The organism is Microbacterium sp. C7(2022) (assembly GCF_028823665.1).
GTDB lineage: Bacteria > Actinomycetota > Actinomycetes > Actinomycetales > Microbacteriaceae > Microbacterium.
In genome coordinates this window covers 416,322-431,688 of record NZ_JAPEHV010000001.1, presented here as the reverse complement: position 1 = coordinate 431,688, position 15,367 = coordinate 416,322, and the positions used below count along the sequence as shown (strand labels likewise).

The following is a 15,367-nucleotide window of genomic DNA, read 5'->3' as shown; positions in this document are numbered from 1 at the left end:
CGCGACCCCAGCACTAAAGCGCCAAGCGCTCCTGAACGACGGCGGCGAGCTTCTCGGCGTGCGCCTGGGCGACCTCCGCCGTGGCGGCTTCGACCATGACGCGCACGAGCGGCTCGGTACCCGACGCGCGGAGCAGCACGCGACCGCTGTCGCCGAGTTCGGCACCAGACTCGGCCACCGCAGCGGCGACGACCTCGTCAGCGACGCGCTCGCGGTCGACGCCGCGCACGTTGATCAGCACCTGCGGGAACACCGTCATCACCGAGGCGAGCTCGGCCAGCGACTTACCGGTGCGCGCCATCTCGGCCACGATGTGCAGGCCCGTGAGCAATCCGTCGCCGGTGGTGGCGAACTCGCTCATGATGACGTGACCCGACTGCTCGCCACCCAGGGAGTAGCCGTTCTCGTTCATCGATTCGAGCACGTAGCGGTCACCGACAGCGGTCGTTGCGACGCGGATGCCGTGGGCCTCCATCGCACGGTGAAGACCGAGGTTACTCATCACCGTCGCGACGAGCGTGTCATCCACGAGCGCCCCGCGCTCCTTCATCGCGACCGCGAGGATCGCCATGATCTGGTCGCCGTCGACGATGTTGCCGTTCGCGTCCACCGCAAGGCAGCGGTCGGCGTCGCCGTCGTGAGCGATTCCGACGTCAGCGCCGTGTTCGACAACGGCGCGCGAGAGCACGTCGAGGTGCGTCGACCCGACACCGTCGTTGATGTTCAGACCGTCGGGGTCGGCACCGATGACGGTGACGCGGGCTCCGGCATCCCGAAACGTCTCAGGTGAGACTCCGGATGCCGCGCCATGCGCGCAGTCGAGCACGACGTGGATTCCGTCGAGGCGATGCGGCAGCGACCCGAGCAGGTGCACCACGTAGCGGTCTTCGGCGTCCGCGAATCGGCGGATCCGACCGACGCCGGCACCGGTGGGCTGCAACTTCTCGCCGGTCATGGCTGCTTCGATACGCGACTCGACGATGTCGGGCAGCTTGACGCCGCCGCGCGCGAAGATCTTGATGCCGTTGTCCGGTGCGGGGTTGTGCGACGCCGAGACCATGACGCCGAAGTCGGCATCCATATCCGCGATCAGATATGCGGTCGCCGGGGTCGGCAACACACCGGCGTCGTACACGTCGACACCCGAAGAGGCGAGACCTGCTTCGACAGCGGCCGACAGGAATTCGCCTGAGACGCGCGGGTCACGCGCGACGACGGCAGTGAGGCGTTTGCCTTCCGCGCGACGGGCGTCGGCGGAACGGCCCTGGCCCAGGACGACAGCAGTCGCCTGGGCCAGGGTGAGTGCGAGATCGGCGGTGAGGGGGCCGTTTGCCAGCCCCCGCACCCCGTCCGTACCGAAAAGCGGCATTCGGAAGGAAGAGCCGATCAGCGCTTCGAGTACTGAGGAGCCTTGCGGGCCTTCTTGAGACCAGCCTTCTTGCGCTCCTTGACGCGTGCGTCACGTGAGAGGAAGCCCGCCTTCTTGAGGGTGGCGCGGTTGTTCTCCGCGTCGATCTCGTTGAGGGCACGGGCAATGCCGAGGCGCAGGGCGCCGGCCTGACCCGAGGGGCCACCACCCGAGATGCGAGCGATGACGTCGTACGCGTCGGTCAGCTGCAGCACGGTGAAGGGGTCGTTGATCAGCTGCTGGTGGAGCTTGTTCGGGAAGTAGTCCTCGATCGTGCGTCCGTTGACAGTGATGGAGCCCGAACCGGGGACGAGGCGCACGCGGGCGATGGCCTGCTTGCGACGGCCGACGGCCGCACCGGGGACGCTGAGCACGGGGCGCTCTGCGACGACGGCGGTCTCGTCGACCGGGGTCTCGGTCGAGTAGTTAGTGGTTTCTTCGATCTTCGCCACGAGTTAGTCCTTAGTCAGTCGGCGGCGCTTACTGGGCGACCTGGTCGAGGGTGAACGTCTTGGGCTGCTGTGCGGCGTGCGGGTGCTCGGCACCGCGGTACACCTTGAGCTTGGTCAGCTGCTGACGGCCGATGCTGTTCTTGGGGAGCATGCCGCGCACAGCCTTCTCCACCGCGCGGATCGAGTTCTTCTCGAGGAGCTCGGCGTAGTTGACCGACGACAGACCGCCCGGGTAGCCCGAGTGACGGTAGGCGCGCTTCTGCTCGAGCTTCTGGCCCGTGAGCGCGACCTTGTCGGCGTTGATGATGATCACGAAGTCGCCGGTGTCGACGTGGTTCGCGAAGGTGGGCTTGTGCTTTCCACGAAGGAGAGCGGCGGCGTGCGAGGCGAGGCGACCCAGAACGACGTCAGTTGCGTCGATGATGAGCCACTCGCGCTGGATTTCGCCAGTCTTGGGGGTGTAAGTGCGCGTCACAGTAGTGCTGCTTTCTTGATTCGAACGGAGAGGTTCGTGAATCCCACTCCGGGGGGTTTGAGGGGCGGATGCCACATCAAACGCACCAGTGGAGGGCTCACGTTCGTGGTACTCGGCCAGCAGGGCTCACGCACCAAAGATCAAGCTTACGTCACCGAGGGCTATACACCAAACTGGCGGCGGATGCGGCATCCACTCCCCTGTGTCACTTATGCTGGTGCGCAATCAAGGGGAGTATTCCCAACGCAGCGACCGCGTCATTACGAGTGTGATGGAGCATTCCGCGCCGCTGGGGCCGATGGCCTGGAAGAGACCTTGGCGTTTTGTGTACGCCTCTCTTTCAGGAGCTTCTTGTGTCTGTATCCCCTTTGGTGTGGTGGATCACGATCGCGGTGACGATCGCGTTCTTCGTCTACGAGTACTTCGCGCATGTGCGAAAGCCTCATGAGCCGTCGATCGGCGAGGCTGCGCGGTGGTCGGCGTTCTATATCGGGTTGGCATTGCTGTTCGGTGTCGGCATCGGGGTGGTGTCGGGCTGGACGTACGGCGGCGAGTACTTCGCGGGGTATCTGACCGAGAAGGCGCTGTCGATCGACAACCTGTTCGTGTTCTTGCTGTTGATGTCCTCGTTCGCGGTGCCGAAGATCTATCAGCAGAAGGTGCTGATGATCGGCATCGTGATCGCGCTGGTCATGCGCGGGGCGTTCATCGCGGTGGGTGCGCAGTTGGTGGCGAATTTCTCGTGGATCTTCTACGTGTTCGGTGCGTTGCTTCTGTTCTTGGCTTATCGGCAGGCGTTCAGCAATCACGAGATGGATCCGGCGCAGTCGCGGTTCATGCGGTTCGTGCGGCGGGTGCTTCCGGTGTCGGATGAGTATGACGGCGACCGTTTGACGACGGTGCGCGATGGCAAACGGTTCGCCACGCCGATGCTGCTGGTGATCGTGGCGATCGGGTTCATCGATCTGATCTTCGCTGTGGATTCGATTCCTGCGATTTATGGTCTGACCGAAGAGGCGTACATCGTCTTCACGGCGAACGCGTTCGCGCTGATGGGTTTGCGGCAGCTGTTCTTCTTGATCGGCGGTCTGCTGGAGCGGTTGGTGTACCTGGCGCAGGGGCTGGCGGTGATTCTCGGGTTCATCGGTGTGAAGCTGGTGCTGCATGCGCTGCACGTGAACGAGTTGCCGTTCGTCAACGGTGGTGAGCCGGTGTTGTGGGCTCCCGAGATTCCGATCTGGTTCTCGTTGTTGTTCATTGGGGCGACGGTGACGGTTGCCGCGGTGGCGAGTTTGGCGAAGACGCGTCGCGATGCCCGGCACGAGGTGGAGTCGCCCGCCGAGTAGCGAGCGTGGGCGCGGTGCGGTGGATGCTTCGACCGAGTGACCGCGCGGGCGTGATCGCGAGGGTGCTCTGCGAGCGCCATCGGCTGCGAGAGCGATCGGCGGCGACATCAATCCACGGCGCCATCGATCGACGGGGCCATAGATCGACGGGGCCATAGATCGACGGGGATAGGGTGACGCTGTGACTCATCGGATGCCGCGCGCTGCCGTCGCTCTCGCCCTCATCGCTGTGGCCGGGGTGTCTCTGACTGCGTGTTCGTTGGATTCGTTGATTTGGGGCGCCGATGGCGCGCACGTGATCTCGACGACTGAGCAACTGATCGATGCGGCGTCGGCGGGTGACGGGGCGGCGTTCGCGTGCGACGGCGCTGAGGTGGAGTGGGGCGAGTCGGCGGCGTGGTCGGGGTTGTCAGCCGAAGAGCCGGAGAAGTTCGTTGCGGAGCACTGGCCCGAGCAGGCTGAGGATGATCCGTCGTGGAGCATTAATCTCTCGCTGCCCTTCGAGCGTGTCGAGTCGGCCACTCGTTTCCCCGGTGATGTGTTCTACCGCGACGAGGCTGGCGAGTTGTGTGTCGTCGATGTCGCATGGGCGACCGTGATCAGGTGACCTTCCAGTCAGATCGACGGCCCTCTCGGGTTGCCATCCAGGCCGCGGGCGGGCACGCGCCGTCAGGCGGCGAGGCGGAAGCGACGCGGCGGTGGATCGATCCCCGCCCACGCGTACTGCAGCGATAGCCGGCGCGGGAGTCGAATCGGCGTGCGGTCGGCACGGCCGGCGGGTGGATGAAGCATGAAGTCGTCTTTGCCCTCGCGGGTGATCCGCCACCCGCCGTGATGCAGTTCCATATGGTGGAAACGACAGAGCAGGATGCCGCGATCGATGTCGGTGCGCCCATTCTCGGCAACCCAAGGATCGATGTGATGCGCCTCGCAGTATGACGCCGGCCTATCGCAGTCCCGCCACCGACATCCGCCGTCTCGCACGGCGAGAGCGATCTTTTGTTTCGCGCTGAACAAGCGCACTTCGCGGCCGAGATCGAGCGGATTGCCGGCTGTGTCGGTGGTGACCTTGACGGTTCCGACATCACACGCCTGCTGCGCGATCAGCCAGCTGGGGAGTGAGGCTCCCCCGTCTTCGAAGTGACCGACGCCGTGGCGCTCCGCTCGCGGAGGATGCGAGGCATTGCCCTCACCCGCGACTGCGTCTGCAGCTGCATCGGCTTCGGCATCGGAGGCCGCGTCTGCGTCGATAGCGCCCGTGTCGCCCTCCGCGGCGCCAAAATCGGGGTCACCCTCGGTCTCGACAGGCTCGGCGGCGTCAGCGGCAGGCTCGACAAGCTCATCGTCGGGGTCACCCTGCCCGTGTTCAATCCCGGCATCCAACGCTTCGTCGGTCACGACGACGCGAACCCCGGCCTGGCGCGTGCCGAACACTTCTTCTGCGTCGGCGAGAGCGCCCGCACGCAGAAGATCCATGAGCAGGTCGTACGCGAGCTGATCGTTGGTGCGCGGGTCAGCCTTGAGTTCTTCGGCGCGCGCCTTCAACTCGGAATCGACGAACGTCGGCCCACCGCGCCGAGGGCGCAGGACGGAGTTCAGGATCGTGTCGATCCACGCGCCCATGAAGTCGTCGAAGATGATCGTGCCTCGCCGCACGCCATCGCGGTCGATCCAGCTGCGATACGAGCGACGCTGGAAGCGCTCATCAAACCGCTCCGCGGCGCCGGCCGCGTCAAGAAGGTCGCGAATCGTGCGGGCCTGGCACGCAAGTTCCTCGACGTCACGCTCGCCCGCCTCGGCCACCAATTGTTCGACAGCCAGGCTCCAGGCTTCTCGCGCTGTCGCCCTCGCGATCTCGGCGTCTTCTGGGCTGAGCGAGGGATCAGGCTCGACCGGCGCGTGAAGCCCCCGGATGATCGCGTCGTGCTGACTGGTGGTGATCGTGTGCGCGAGCAGAGCATCGTCGGCCGGCGCGTGCCACACGCGGGGGCGCGCAATGACGCCCGATGGATGCTCGGGGGCCGTGGCATCCGGATCAGGCTCATCGCCAGGGAGAGCGAGGTCGCTCTCGATGAGCGTGCCGGGGTCTGGAGTGTCGCGCTCGAACTCGAGCGCCTGCATCATGCCCTCGCCGATACGGACTTGCTTGCGCGCATCTGCACGCGTCGATCCGGTGAGGTCTTGCACGAGCGAGACGGCGTTGCGGTGGCCGCGCTTCTGCGCGACGCCGGAGTGTCCGTACTCCCGGGTAGATTGCACAGCGATGGCCCCGGTGGCGGCGACGCAGATGGAATCGCAGATTCGCACCAGGGCTGTGGCCGCATTCACCAGGTCGATCAGGTCATCACCCGATCGGCCCGCGAGCGCGGCGGGCACCTGAGGCCCTTCGATCTCGTCACCGAGCAGCTCGCGCATCTGAAGCGCGAGAGCATCGATATCGGAGAAAATTGCCATACTCACATGGTATCGATACCCTCTGACATTAGTCTATAGTTTCGATATATCTGTGGAGAACTCCCCCAAACACCGAATCGGGTGCACCTGGGGAGGAGGGTCCGCAGCCGAGCCCGAGCGAACTTCGCGAAGAATGGAACGCATGCTGATCGTGATGGCGGGGCTCCCGGGTGTGGGCAAGAGTGCGGTGGCGGGCGAGCTGGCGCACAACCTCAAGTGCGCGGTGTTGTCGGTCGATCCGATCGAGGCGGCGATGTGGCGCGCGGGAGTCGCGCGCAGCGAACCCACGGGCCTTGCCGCGTACGTCGTCGCCGAGGACCTCGCACGCGAGCAACTGAGGCACGGAAACGCCGTCATCGTCGACGCGGTCAACGACGCCGACGCGGCACGAGCGCAATGGACCGCGCTGGCGAGCGAACTCGACGAGACGCTGGCCTTCATCGAGGTGTACTGCAGCGACGAGGCCACGCACCGCGACAGGCTCGAGACCCGGCGCCGCAACATCCCCGGATTCGTTGAGCCCACGTGGGAGTCGGTCACCGCACGGCGCGCGGCCTTCGATGAATGGGAGGCTCCGCGCCTGCGGCTCGACTCGATGCGTCCGCTCGCCGCGCTCACACGCGAGGCGGTGGAGTATGTGACCCAGGCCCGCAGTCGAAATCAGTGAAGGGCAAGAGGGATGCCACCACCGCCGGGCTCAGAGCAGCAGCATCCCGATCCCGATCGCGTTGAACGTCGCGTGGGCGATGAGCGCGCCGCCCAGTCGTCGGGTGACGTAGACGATCACACCGCATCCAACGCCGACGGCGCCGGTGCCGAGCACCACGGCGAGCGAGACGGGCAGCCCGGCCACCAGCGACGGCACGACGTGCAGGGCGACGAAGGCCGCGGTCGATAGCGCGATCACCGCAACCCCGATGATGACGTCGAGCACGAGGTCGCGCGGAGGCTCCGCGGCGTCCGCCACGCCCGCAGGACCCGCCGGACCCGCCGAACCCGCATCGCTCCCCCGCAGCGCGTCCGCGAGCGATCGCTGCAATACGCCCCGGAAGAACACCTCCTCCACCACCGGTGACACCAGCACCGCCACGGCGAATCCGACCAGGATCGCCGCGACGTCGACCGCGCCCCCGAGCGCTCCGCCCGAGAAGACGCCGGCCCCGCGCACCGACGGCGCGAACACCTCAACGAGCGCCCGTGCGACGAGGCCCACACCCAGCCCGATCACGATGTCGGTTACGCGCCACTGGCTCAGCCCGACCGCCCACCGGAACCCGCGCGCCGCCGCGACCCGAACCGCCGCCCACACGGCCAGCACCATCGGCAGCGACAGCACGACGGCATCGACGAGCACCAGCATCCAGCCGCTCAACCCGATCCCGGCGCGCATGCCGGGGTAGACGATCTGCACGATGACGGTCGCGACCAGTCCGATCACGGCGATGGTGGCCGCGGCGCCGGGGCGCGCCCACGCGCTGTCAGAACTGATCCCGGATGCTTCGCCCCTGGCGCCGTCACTCATGCTCACGATTCTGCCCTCTCACGTCGCTCCTCCACGAACCGCGCGCGAGCGCATCGCTGGTGAAACACAGCGTGTGCGGTGAAACACGGTGTGCGCCACGGTGTCTCGGCGCGCACGGCGTGTCTCGCACCTGGAGTAGCGGCGCGCACGGCGTGTCCCGCGCCCACCCCCCGCCGGCGCCCCCCCCGCCGGCGCCGCCCCGCAACGGCGAGAGGCCCCGAACCCTAGCGGGTCCGGGGCCTCTCAGCGTGAATCAGTGTCAGTTGTTACCGGCCGAACGACGGCGGGCGACAGCTGCGGCGACGGCGATACCACCGATGCCGACGGCACCGACGCCGAGCCAGATGGCAGCCATGGGGGCTGCGCCACCCGTGGCGGGCAGGCCGTCCTCGCCACCCTCGCCACCGGCGGCTGCGTCGTCAACGGCGACCGTGATGGTCGTCGAGCCGACAACGTCGCCGTCCTCAGGCGAGAGGGTGACGGTGTAGTCGGTGGTCTCGGTGACGGTGGGAGCGGTGAAGGTCGCGGTGAAGACACCGTCGGTGCTCGAGGTCTTGGTGACCGAAGCCGAGCCGTCAGCCGACGCGAGAACGATCGACGAGAGCGTGGTGCCGTCGACGACGCCCGGGCCCGAGGTGGCGAACACGCCGGTGACCTCGCCGGGGATGAAGCCGGTCTCGCTCGAGCAGGTGATCGTGCTCGTCGCACCCGGTGCGATCGAGGCGGGGCTTGCGACGCAGACCACGTCCGAGGGGTACTCGTCAGCGAATGCTGCCGACGACCCTGCAAGCGAAACTGCGGCGGCGATAGCCGCGACAGCGAAAATCTTCTTCTTCATGGTGTGTGTCCCTCGTGAAGTACGTAGCTGTGGAAAGCAGTGGATTCGAGCCACTCCCGTCGCGACCCGCTTTTGGCATGGTATAGGCATTTTCCCAGCGAAGCAAAGGCACGTGTTTCGGTTTGGTAAACGTTAACCCACGAAACGTGCACGAAACGTGATTCCCACTCCGATCAGGATCGTTGCTCCGACGGGCGACACGCCGCACCAGTGCGGCTAGCCGAGCGCAGTCCCGACCAGCGCGAGCACGACCCAGCTCGCGTTGAAGACCGCGTGCACGAGCACCGCGCCCCACACACGCCCGGTCAGCATCACCAGCGTCGCGCAGACCACACCCAGAACACCGATACCCAAGACTCCCGACACCGTCAGGGCGCCGGTGAGCGAGTGCATCAGCATGAACACGGCCGAGCTCACCACCACAGCAATCACGCCCGCAGAAGCTCCGCCGAGCGGCCGGCGCAGCACCGTGTAGAGGCTCACGAGCAGCACGGCGCGAAAGAAGAACTCCTCCACCACGGGCGCGACAGCAACCGGCAGAAGCACATCAGACAGAAGCCACGACGACCCGAGTCCCCCGTTGATGCTCGTGTACGACGGAAAGGCTCCAGCCCCACCCAGCACCACGTCGAGCCACCCGCTGAACACGCGCAACAGAACACCGAGCGCGACGGCGTACAGCAGGTCGAGCGCGCGAAAGCGCAGCAGCCCGGCCGGGCGCGAGCGCAAGAACGCCCACGCGATGGGCACGATCATGCCGAGCAGCATCAGAGCGTTGGCAAGAACAGGGGCCCAGGATGCCTCCACCAGCGTCTCGACGGCCGCGGCACCGAGCACGCCGATGCCGAGCGAGATGAACGCGACGGCGAGCAGGCGCTCGCGCCAGCGGTAGACAGTGCGCCCGCCCAGGCGCCAGTCCATCCGGGGCACGTGGACGTAGTCAGCACCGGCGGCACGCAGCTCGGCCCGCGTCCGCGCAGTACCCGCAGCGCCAGCACCACCAGCATCCCCCGCAACAGAGGCAACAGAGCCCGCGAGGGCGTCGATAGAGTGGTCGGGCACGCGCCCACGTTACCCGGAGGTCATCGTCGTGTTCGAGATCATGACGGTCTGCACCGGAAACATCTGCCGGTCGCCGCTCGCCGCCGAATTGCTCCGCACGCGCCTCAGCGAATTCAGCCCGACCATCACCAGCGCCGGCACGCGCGGTTTGCCGGCCGCGCAGATGACGCCCGAGGCGCAGCGGCTGGCCATAGATAGAGGAGTACCTGAAGCGGATGCCGCGGCCCACCGCTCGCGCTTCCTCCTCGAGCAGTTTCTCGTCAGCCCCGACCTGATCCTCGCGATGACGCGTGAGCACCGGCGCGAGATCGCCGAGCTTGCCCCGTCGCGGCTGCGGCACACGTTCACGGTGCGCGAGTTCGCGCGCCTCGCGCAGGGTGTGAGTGATGAACAGATTGTGGATGCCGCCTCCGCCGCCGGCGCCGACCCGTCAGCCCGCGTGCGGGCGATGGCTGCGCTCGTCGCATCGCAGCGGGGGCTCGCCCTCCCGCCGGCCGACGCCAGCGACGACGACGTGATCGACCCATATCGGCGGTCGTGGGAGACATACCTGCGCTCTGCCAACCAGCTCGAGCCGGCCGTCGACGCGGTCGTGCACGCGGTGACGGTGGCGCTGGCATCCTGAACACGCGGCAGAAAACTCACCGTGGCAAGATAGTGCGGGACCGCATCGCGCGTGACGACGTCGTGCGCGGCAGCACCGAGAGGCGACATGGAACTCACTGACTATCTGCGTATTCTGCGCAAGAGCTGGCTGCTGATCGTGGTGGCCACCCTTGTCGGCGTTGGCGCAGCAGCCGCATACTCGCTCACGCGCACTCCTATGTATGAGGCGCAGAGCACGGTGTTCGTGTCGTCGCAGGGCGGCGTGACAATCGGCGAGCTGCAGCAGGGGTCGAACTTCACGCAGTCGCGTGTCTCGACGTACACGAACCTCGTCACCACTCCGATCGTGATGAATCCCGTGATCGCCGAACTAGGCCTCGGCATGACGAGCGACCAGCTGGCCAGCCAGGTGACGGCATCCAGCCCCACGAACACGAGCCTCATCACGATCACGGTGACCGACGCTGACCCGGTGCTCGCGGCTGATATCGCGAACGCGCTGGGCGCGAGCCTCACCAGCGCGGTCGAGGCGATCGAGACGCCGCAGGGTAGCGACACGAGCCCGGTGAGCCTGACGCGCGTGCAGGACGCGATCCCGCCGCTCAGCCCGTCGAGCCCGAACGTGCCGTTGAACCTCGCGCTCGGTTTGCTCGTGGGTCTCGCGGTGGGTGTGGGTATCGCGGTGCTGCGTGCGGTGCTCGACACGCGCATCCGCACGGCGCACGATGTCGAGCTGGTGACAGATCGCCCCATCATCGGTGCGATCGCGTACGACCCGAAGGCCAAGACGCGCCCGCTGATCGTGCACGCCGACCCGCTGAGCCCGCGTGCTGAGTCGTTCCGCGCGCTGCGCACGAACCTGCAGTTTCTCGACATGGGCGGTCGCTCGAGCTTCGTGATCACCTCGAGCCTGCCGAGCGAAGGCAAGTCGACGACCACGATCAACCTGGCGATTGCGCTGGCGGATGCCGGCAAGCGCGTCGCACTTCTCGATGCCGATCTGCGCAAGCCCAAGGTGGCCGAGTATCTCGGGATCGAGGGTGGCGCGGGTCTCACCGACGTGCTGATCGGTCGCGCGCGCGTGGGTGATGTGATGCTGCCGTGGGGTGGCCGCAGCCTGTATGTGCTGCCGGCTGGCAAGATTCCGCCGAACCCGAGCGAGCTGCTCGGTTCGACCCAGATGCACACGCTGCTCGAGGTGCTCGAGCGCGACTTCGATGTCGTGCTGTGTGACGCTCCGCCGCTTCTTCCGGTGACGGATGCCGCGATCCTCGCGCGCGCGACCAGTGGCGCGATCGTCGCAGTGTCGTCGGGCAACACGACCCGGCACCAGTTGTCGGGTGCGGTTGACGTGCTCGAGACGGTCGACGCGAAGATCGCCGGTGTGGTGTTGTCAATGGTTCCCACCCGCGGGCCGGATGCGTACTACGCGTACGGCTACGGTTACGGGTACGTGGCAGAGACCCCCAAGCCCAAGCTGTTCGGTAAGAAGAGCGCGGCGCCCGTGCCTCGTGCGTCCGAACAGGCTGCGACGCCCGCCACGGCGCGCACCGGGCAGCCGGCGCCGGCGAAGCCCGCGCCAGCGAAGCCCGAACAAGCGGCACGCCCCGCGCAAGCCGCGCCCGCGCAGGCCACACCCGCACCGGCACCCGGAACAACGGCACAGCCGGCACAGCCCCGCGCGGCAGCGACGACCAGCGACCACGACATCGAGGCGTTGTTCGGACCGCAACCGCCGCGCCAGCAATAGCGGATCATGGCCGCTGACTCGAGGCAGAGGTTCGCCGGCTCGCAGGTGATCGCCATCATCGCGGTCGCGGTACTCGCTGTCGTCGTCGTGGTGCTGGCCGTACTCGCGCTCGGGCACGCCAAGGGCGAGGGCACGAGCGGCGAGGCGGCGCCGGTGCCGACGTTCGACCTGGGCGTGCAGTCGGCCTCCCCCACGCCGACCGAGACGCCGATCCCCGAATTCGATCGCGCCAACGAACGCTTCCTGGCGCAGGGTGCTGGCACACTGTGGCGCGCGACCGCGGGCGAGTGCGGCGAGACCGAGCCGCTGGTCGAGCGCTCTGACGACCGCGGAGACTCGTGGGTCGACGTGACGCCCCTGTACAAGGGCATCGGGCAAGTGGCATCCCTCGACCCCTTCGCCGATGTGCAGGCCGAGATGGTCGCGTCGATGACCGACGAGTGCGAGACGCAGGCGCTGCGCACCTTCACGCAGGGGCTGTACTGGGAGTCGTACCCCGATGTGTTGGCGGCCTCGCGCTACATCGACCCCGCTGACCCGGCGACCGTCGTGCTCGCCGGCGACGAGGTCGACGCCCCGTGTGATGTCGCGCACGGTCTGCGGGCGAGCGGCGACACGGTCGCGCTGCTGTGTGAGGCCGAGGCGTACGTCTTCGACGATGGAGAGTGGATGCCGCTCCCCGGCGCCGGCGCCGTGGCCCTGGCTGTCTACAGCGGCACCGTGGCCGTGGCGCACTCCGCCGACGATTGCGACGGCGTCGCGGTGACGCAGTTCACCGGCGCCGACGCCGGTTCAGCGATCGAGATCGGCTGCGCCGAGGGTGCGGACGCCACCTCCCCCGCCGCGCTCGTCGCGACGGGTTCGGCGTCGTACCTCCTGTGGTCCGGCGACGAGCTGTTTGTCGTGGGGTAAGGGGCTGGTCACAAGCTAAACAGACTGACTGGTAACCTCATGCCGGGGAATGTATCTATGGGGAGATAGCCTTGACGTCGAATCTGTTTGTCGACGCGTCCGAGGACGCAGGTGACCACACCGAGGCAACACCGCTGCCAACGAAACCCCAGATGACCGACGCTTCACACTCCGCACCGCTCCAGACCCCGCGCTGGCGCGAACGCTACGCGCGACGTCTCTTCTTCAGCGACCTGTTCGTGCTGGTGTGGGTCGTCTACGGCACGCAGATCGTGTGGTTCGGGCTCGGCAATGCGCAGGTCGCGATGCGGGCGGACCACCGCATCACCGATCTCTCCTACTGGCTGTTCTCCGCGGGCCTTGTACTCGGATGGCTGTGGGCGCTCCACCTGATCGACTCGCGCGACTACCGCGTCATCGGAACGGGCACGACCGAGTACGTGCGCATCGCCGACGCAAGCTTCCGCGTCTTCGGAATCATTGCGATCGCCGCCTTCCTCCTGCGCGTCGACGTCGCGCGCGGGTACCTGCTGATCGCCCTCCCGGTCGGAATTGCCGTGCTCGTACTCGAGCGCTGGCTGTGGCGCCAGTGGTTGATCGCGCACCGCGCGATGGGCGACTACTCAGCGCGCGTGCTCCTGGTGGGATCTCGCGACTCGGTCTCGCAGATCGCGCAAGAGTTGCACCGTTCGACAAGCGCCGGGTACACCGTCGTGGGGGCGTGTGTTCCATCCGGTCTCGTGGCCGAGACGATCGAGGGCACTGACATCCCGATCATGGGGAACGTGAATGCGATCGAGCGCGCGATCGAACTCACCGGCGCCGACACCGTCGCGATCACGAGCACCGACGACTTACCCCCGTATAAGGTGAAGCAGATCTCGTGGAACCTCGAGGCTGGTAGGCAGCACCTCGTGCTCGCTCCAAGCATCATGGATATCGCTGGCCCGCGCATCCACACCCGCCCGGTCTCGGGGCTCCCCCTGATCCACGTGGAAACACCCAAGTTCAGCGGTGGCCAGCTCTTCCTCAAGCGCATGACCGACCTGTCTCTTGCCAGCATCGGCGCGCTGATCATCAGCCCGCTCCTGCTGATCCTGGCGCTATGCGTGAAGCTTTCGGGGCCCGGCCCTGTGTTCTTTAAGCAGAAGCGTGTGGGCTTGCGTGGCAAAGAGTTCACCATGTGGAAGTTCCGCTCGATGGTGGTGGATGCCGAGGCCCAGCTCGCGGATCTCCAGGCCGAGCGAGATGCGGGCAATGAGGTCCTGTTCAAGATGACCAACGACCCCCGCGTGACGCGCGTCGGCCGCTTCATGCGCCGGTTCAGCCTGGACGAGCTCCCCCAACTCTTCAACGTCATCGGGGGCTCGATGTCTCTCGTCGGCCCGCGCCCGCCACTGCAGTCCGAGGTCGACCTCTACGCGACGCACGTGCACCGCCGCTTCCTCGTGAAGCCTGGGGTCACCGGCGCCTGGCAGGTGGGTGGCCGTTCCGAACTCTCGTGGGACGACTCCGTGCGCCTCGACCTCTCCTACGTCGAGAACTGGTCGCTCCTGGGCGACCTGGCTATCCTCGTTCGAACTGCGAAGGCTGTTTTTCAGCCCGGTAGCACGGCGCTATGATCGAGCGCAGGGTTGCGGCTCCTCGGGGACCGCTACCCGAATATGTGGCAGTTCCTAGCCAAGCCGCCATTGCGACGGTCATCTTCATGATGGCCTCGAACTCGATGGGCGTCAACCGGCTCCGGCGGGCCTGCCGACGACGCAGGTGGTACGTCCGTTCGATCCAGGTCAGCATTGCCGATGCATAGTTGCTCACGGGTGGTCCAGGCGCGGCGGTCGAGGACGTTTTCTGCAGCAGCGCAAAGAAGCTCTCCATGGCGGTGTTTTCTCCGCTTGACCTGACTCTGCCCGTGCTCCCGACCACGCGACGCAGGCTGAGGGCGCAGATCGTCTTCCGGCTGGGGAATTGAGATCCCCGGATGCTCTCCTTGTCGCGCACGGCGAGGTGGAAGGCGCGATTCGCTTGCCGGCCGCCACCCCGGTTCAATGGCGCTGACACCCGACGCCGTTGATCCTCGCGTTCATCGAGGAGCGACGGGCCACGCGCCGCTCGGTCGGGTCGATCTGCCGGGTCCTGAGTGAGCAGGGCGTGCAGGTCGCCGATCGGACGTATCGGGCGTGAAACGCGCCCAACCCTCCGGGAGCGATCTCGCCGACGCGGTCGTGATCGACGCGATCCTCACTGCCCGTGTCGATGAACACGGGCAGGCGACACCGGAATCAATGTATGAGCGACGCAAGATGGCCGCGCTGCCGCGCCGGCAGGGCCTGACCGTGTCGAAACGCCGCGTGGACCGGCTGATGCGTGGTCTCGGCACAACGGATTGGTCCGCGGCAAGGGCACGGGGAACACTGTCCCAGACCGTAACGCGGCCCGGGCGCCGGACCTGCTGGACCGGGACTTTACCGCCCTGGCGCCGAACCGGCGGTGGGTCGCTGACTTCACGCATGGGCCGGGTTCGTGTACGTGTCGTTCGTAA

14 protein-coding genes and 1 pseudogene are annotated in these 15,367 nt (G+C 66.9%); 7 read left to right on the top strand and 8 right to left on the bottom strand.

Going from position 1 to position 15,367, the window contains the following annotated elements; all coding sequences use genetic code 11:
* Window positions 1–13: 13 nt before the first annotated feature.
* Genes glmM through rplM form a run of 3 tightly spaced genes read right to left on the bottom strand, consistent with a single transcriptional unit; the run spans window position 14 to window position 2,335 of the window.
* The gene (gene glmM, locus ON062_RS01895; RefSeq protein ID WP_274645428.1) at window positions 14–1,369 is read right to left on the bottom strand and encodes a phosphoglucosamine mutase; all 1,356 of its coding nucleotides are present in this window, start codon (window positions 1,367–1,369) and stop codon (window positions 14–16) included.
* A 17-nt stretch (window positions 1,370–1,386) separates the two neighbouring features.
* A complete protein-coding gene (rpsI, locus tag ON062_RS01890; protein WP_274645427.1) occupies window positions 1,387–1,860 on the bottom strand; it encodes a 30S ribosomal protein S9 in 474 nt (157 codons plus the stop codon).
* Window positions 1,861–1,888: 28 nt separating this feature from the next.
* A complete protein-coding gene (gene rplM, locus ON062_RS01885) occupies window positions 1,889–2,335 on the bottom strand; it encodes a 50S ribosomal protein L13 (RefSeq protein ID WP_274645426.1) in 447 nt (148 codons plus the stop codon).
* A 353-nt stretch (window positions 2,336–2,688) separates the two neighbouring features.
* On the opposite strand from rplM, the gene ON062_RS01880 reads away from it, so the two are divergent.
* Both ON062_RS01880 and ON062_RS01875 read left to right on the top strand, forming a co-directional pair.
* On the top strand, window positions 2,689–3,681 hold the full coding sequence (locus tag ON062_RS01880; RefSeq protein WP_274645425.1) for a TerC family protein: 993 nt from the start codon (window positions 2,689–2,691) through the stop codon (window positions 3,679–3,681).
* A 181-nt stretch (window positions 3,682–3,862) separates the two neighbouring features.
* Window positions 3,863–4,288 carry a hypothetical protein gene (locus tag ON062_RS01875; RefSeq protein WP_274645424.1) on the top strand — a complete coding sequence of 142 codons (426 nt, stop codon included), beginning with the start codon at window positions 3,863–3,865 and terminating at the stop codon, window positions 4,286–4,288.
* A 62-nt stretch (window positions 4,289–4,350) separates the two neighbouring features.
* On the opposite strand, the gene ON062_RS01870 is transcribed toward ON062_RS01875, so the two are convergent.
* Window positions 4,351–6,135, bottom strand: a complete 1,785-nt coding sequence (locus ON062_RS01870) for an HNH endonuclease signature motif containing protein (protein WP_274645423.1) — start codon at window positions 6,133–6,135, stop codon at window positions 4,351–4,353.
* Window positions 6,136–6,277: 142 nt separating this feature from the next.
* Between ON062_RS01870 and ON062_RS01865 the strand changes: the two genes are divergently transcribed.
* A complete protein-coding gene (locus tag ON062_RS01865; protein WP_274645422.1) occupies window positions 6,278–6,802 on the top strand; it encodes an AAA family ATPase in 525 nt (174 codons plus the stop codon).
* Between the two features lie 30 nt (window positions 6,803–6,832).
* On the opposite strand, the gene ON062_RS01860 is transcribed toward ON062_RS01865, so the two are convergent.
* The 3 genes from ON062_RS01860 to ON062_RS13915 all read right to left on the bottom strand — a co-directional run bounded on the left by ON062_RS01860 (window position 6,833) and on the right by ON062_RS13915 (window position 9,557).
* On the bottom strand, window positions 6,833–7,657 hold the full coding sequence (locus ON062_RS01860) for a CPBP family intramembrane glutamic endopeptidase (RefSeq protein WP_274645421.1): 825 nt from the start codon (window positions 7,655–7,657) through the stop codon (window positions 6,833–6,835).
* Window positions 7,658–7,916: 259 nt separating this feature from the next.
* A complete protein-coding gene (locus tag ON062_RS01855) occupies window positions 7,917–8,495 on the bottom strand; it encodes a hypothetical protein (RefSeq protein ID WP_274645420.1) in 579 nt (192 codons plus the stop codon).
* Between the two features lie 216 nt (window positions 8,496–8,711).
* Complete coding sequence (locus tag ON062_RS13915) at window positions 8,712–9,557, bottom strand: CPBP family intramembrane glutamic endopeptidase (RefSeq protein WP_274645419.1); 846 nt, start codon at window positions 9,555–9,557, stop codon at window positions 8,712–8,714.
* A gap of 28 nt (window positions 9,558–9,585) precedes the next feature.
* On the opposite strand from ON062_RS13915, the gene ON062_RS01845 reads away from it, so the two are divergent.
* From ON062_RS01845 to ON062_RS01830, 4 genes are all read left to right on the top strand, one after another.
* Window positions 9,586–10,182, top strand: coding sequence for a low molecular weight phosphatase family protein (locus tag ON062_RS01845; protein WP_274645418.1), 597 nt, complete (start codon window positions 9,586–9,588; stop codon window positions 10,180–10,182).
* Window positions 10,183–10,269: 87 nt separating this feature from the next.
* Window positions 10,270–11,913 carry a polysaccharide biosynthesis tyrosine autokinase gene (locus ON062_RS01840; RefSeq protein ID WP_274645417.1) on the top strand — a complete coding sequence of 548 codons (1,644 nt, stop codon included), beginning with the start codon at window positions 10,270–10,272 and terminating at the stop codon, window positions 11,911–11,913.
* A gap of 6 nt (window positions 11,914–11,919) precedes the next feature.
* The gene (locus ON062_RS01835) at window positions 11,920–12,825 is read left to right on the top strand and encodes a hypothetical protein (protein ID WP_274645416.1); all 906 of its coding nucleotides are present in this window, start codon (window positions 11,920–11,922) and stop codon (window positions 12,823–12,825) included.
* A 152-nt stretch (window positions 12,826–12,977) separates the two neighbouring features.
* Window positions 12,978–14,447, top strand: coding sequence for a sugar transferase (locus ON062_RS01830; protein ID WP_274645415.1), 1,470 nt, complete (start codon window positions 12,978–12,980; stop codon window positions 14,445–14,447).
* Between the two features lie 61 nt (window positions 14,448–14,508).
* On the opposite strand, the pseudogene ON062_RS01825 reads toward ON062_RS01830, so the two are convergent.
* Window positions 14,509–14,831 (bottom strand): annotated as a pseudogene (locus ON062_RS01825) (IS3 family transposase); the annotation flags it as partial.
* Window positions 14,832–15,367: the final 536 nt, after the last annotated feature.

Excerpts from the sequence above, each read along its gene's own strand:
- ON062_RS01860 (WP_274645421.1), bottom strand. The coding sequence starts at position 7,657 with ATGAGTGACGGCGCCAGGGGCGAAGCATCCGGGATCAGTTCTGACAGC.
- ON062_RS01830 (WP_274645415.1), top strand. The coding sequence starts at position 12,978 with ATGACCGACGCTTCACACTCCGCACCGCTCCAGACCCCGCGCTGGCGC.
- glmM (WP_274645428.1), bottom strand. The coding sequence starts at position 1,369 with ATGCCGCTTTTCGGTACGGACGGGGTGCGGGGGCTGGCAAACGGCCCC.
- ON062_RS01855 (WP_274645420.1), bottom strand. The coding sequence starts at position 8,495 with ATGAAGAAGAAGATTTTCGCTGTCGCGGCTATCGCCGCCGCAGTTTCG.
- ON062_RS01870 (WP_274645423.1), bottom strand. The coding sequence starts at position 6,135 with ATGGCAATTTTCTCCGATATCGATGCTCTCGCGCTTCAGATGCGCGAG.
- ON062_RS01835 (WP_274645416.1), top strand. The coding sequence starts at position 11,920 with ATGGCCGCTGACTCGAGGCAGAGGTTCGCCGGCTCGCAGGTGATCGCC.
- ON062_RS01865 (WP_274645422.1), top strand. The coding sequence starts at position 6,278 with ATGCTGATCGTGATGGCGGGGCTCCCGGGTGTGGGCAAGAGTGCGGTG.
- ON062_RS01840 (WP_274645417.1), top strand. The coding sequence starts at position 10,270 with ATGGAACTCACTGACTATCTGCGTATTCTGCGCAAGAGCTGGCTGCTG.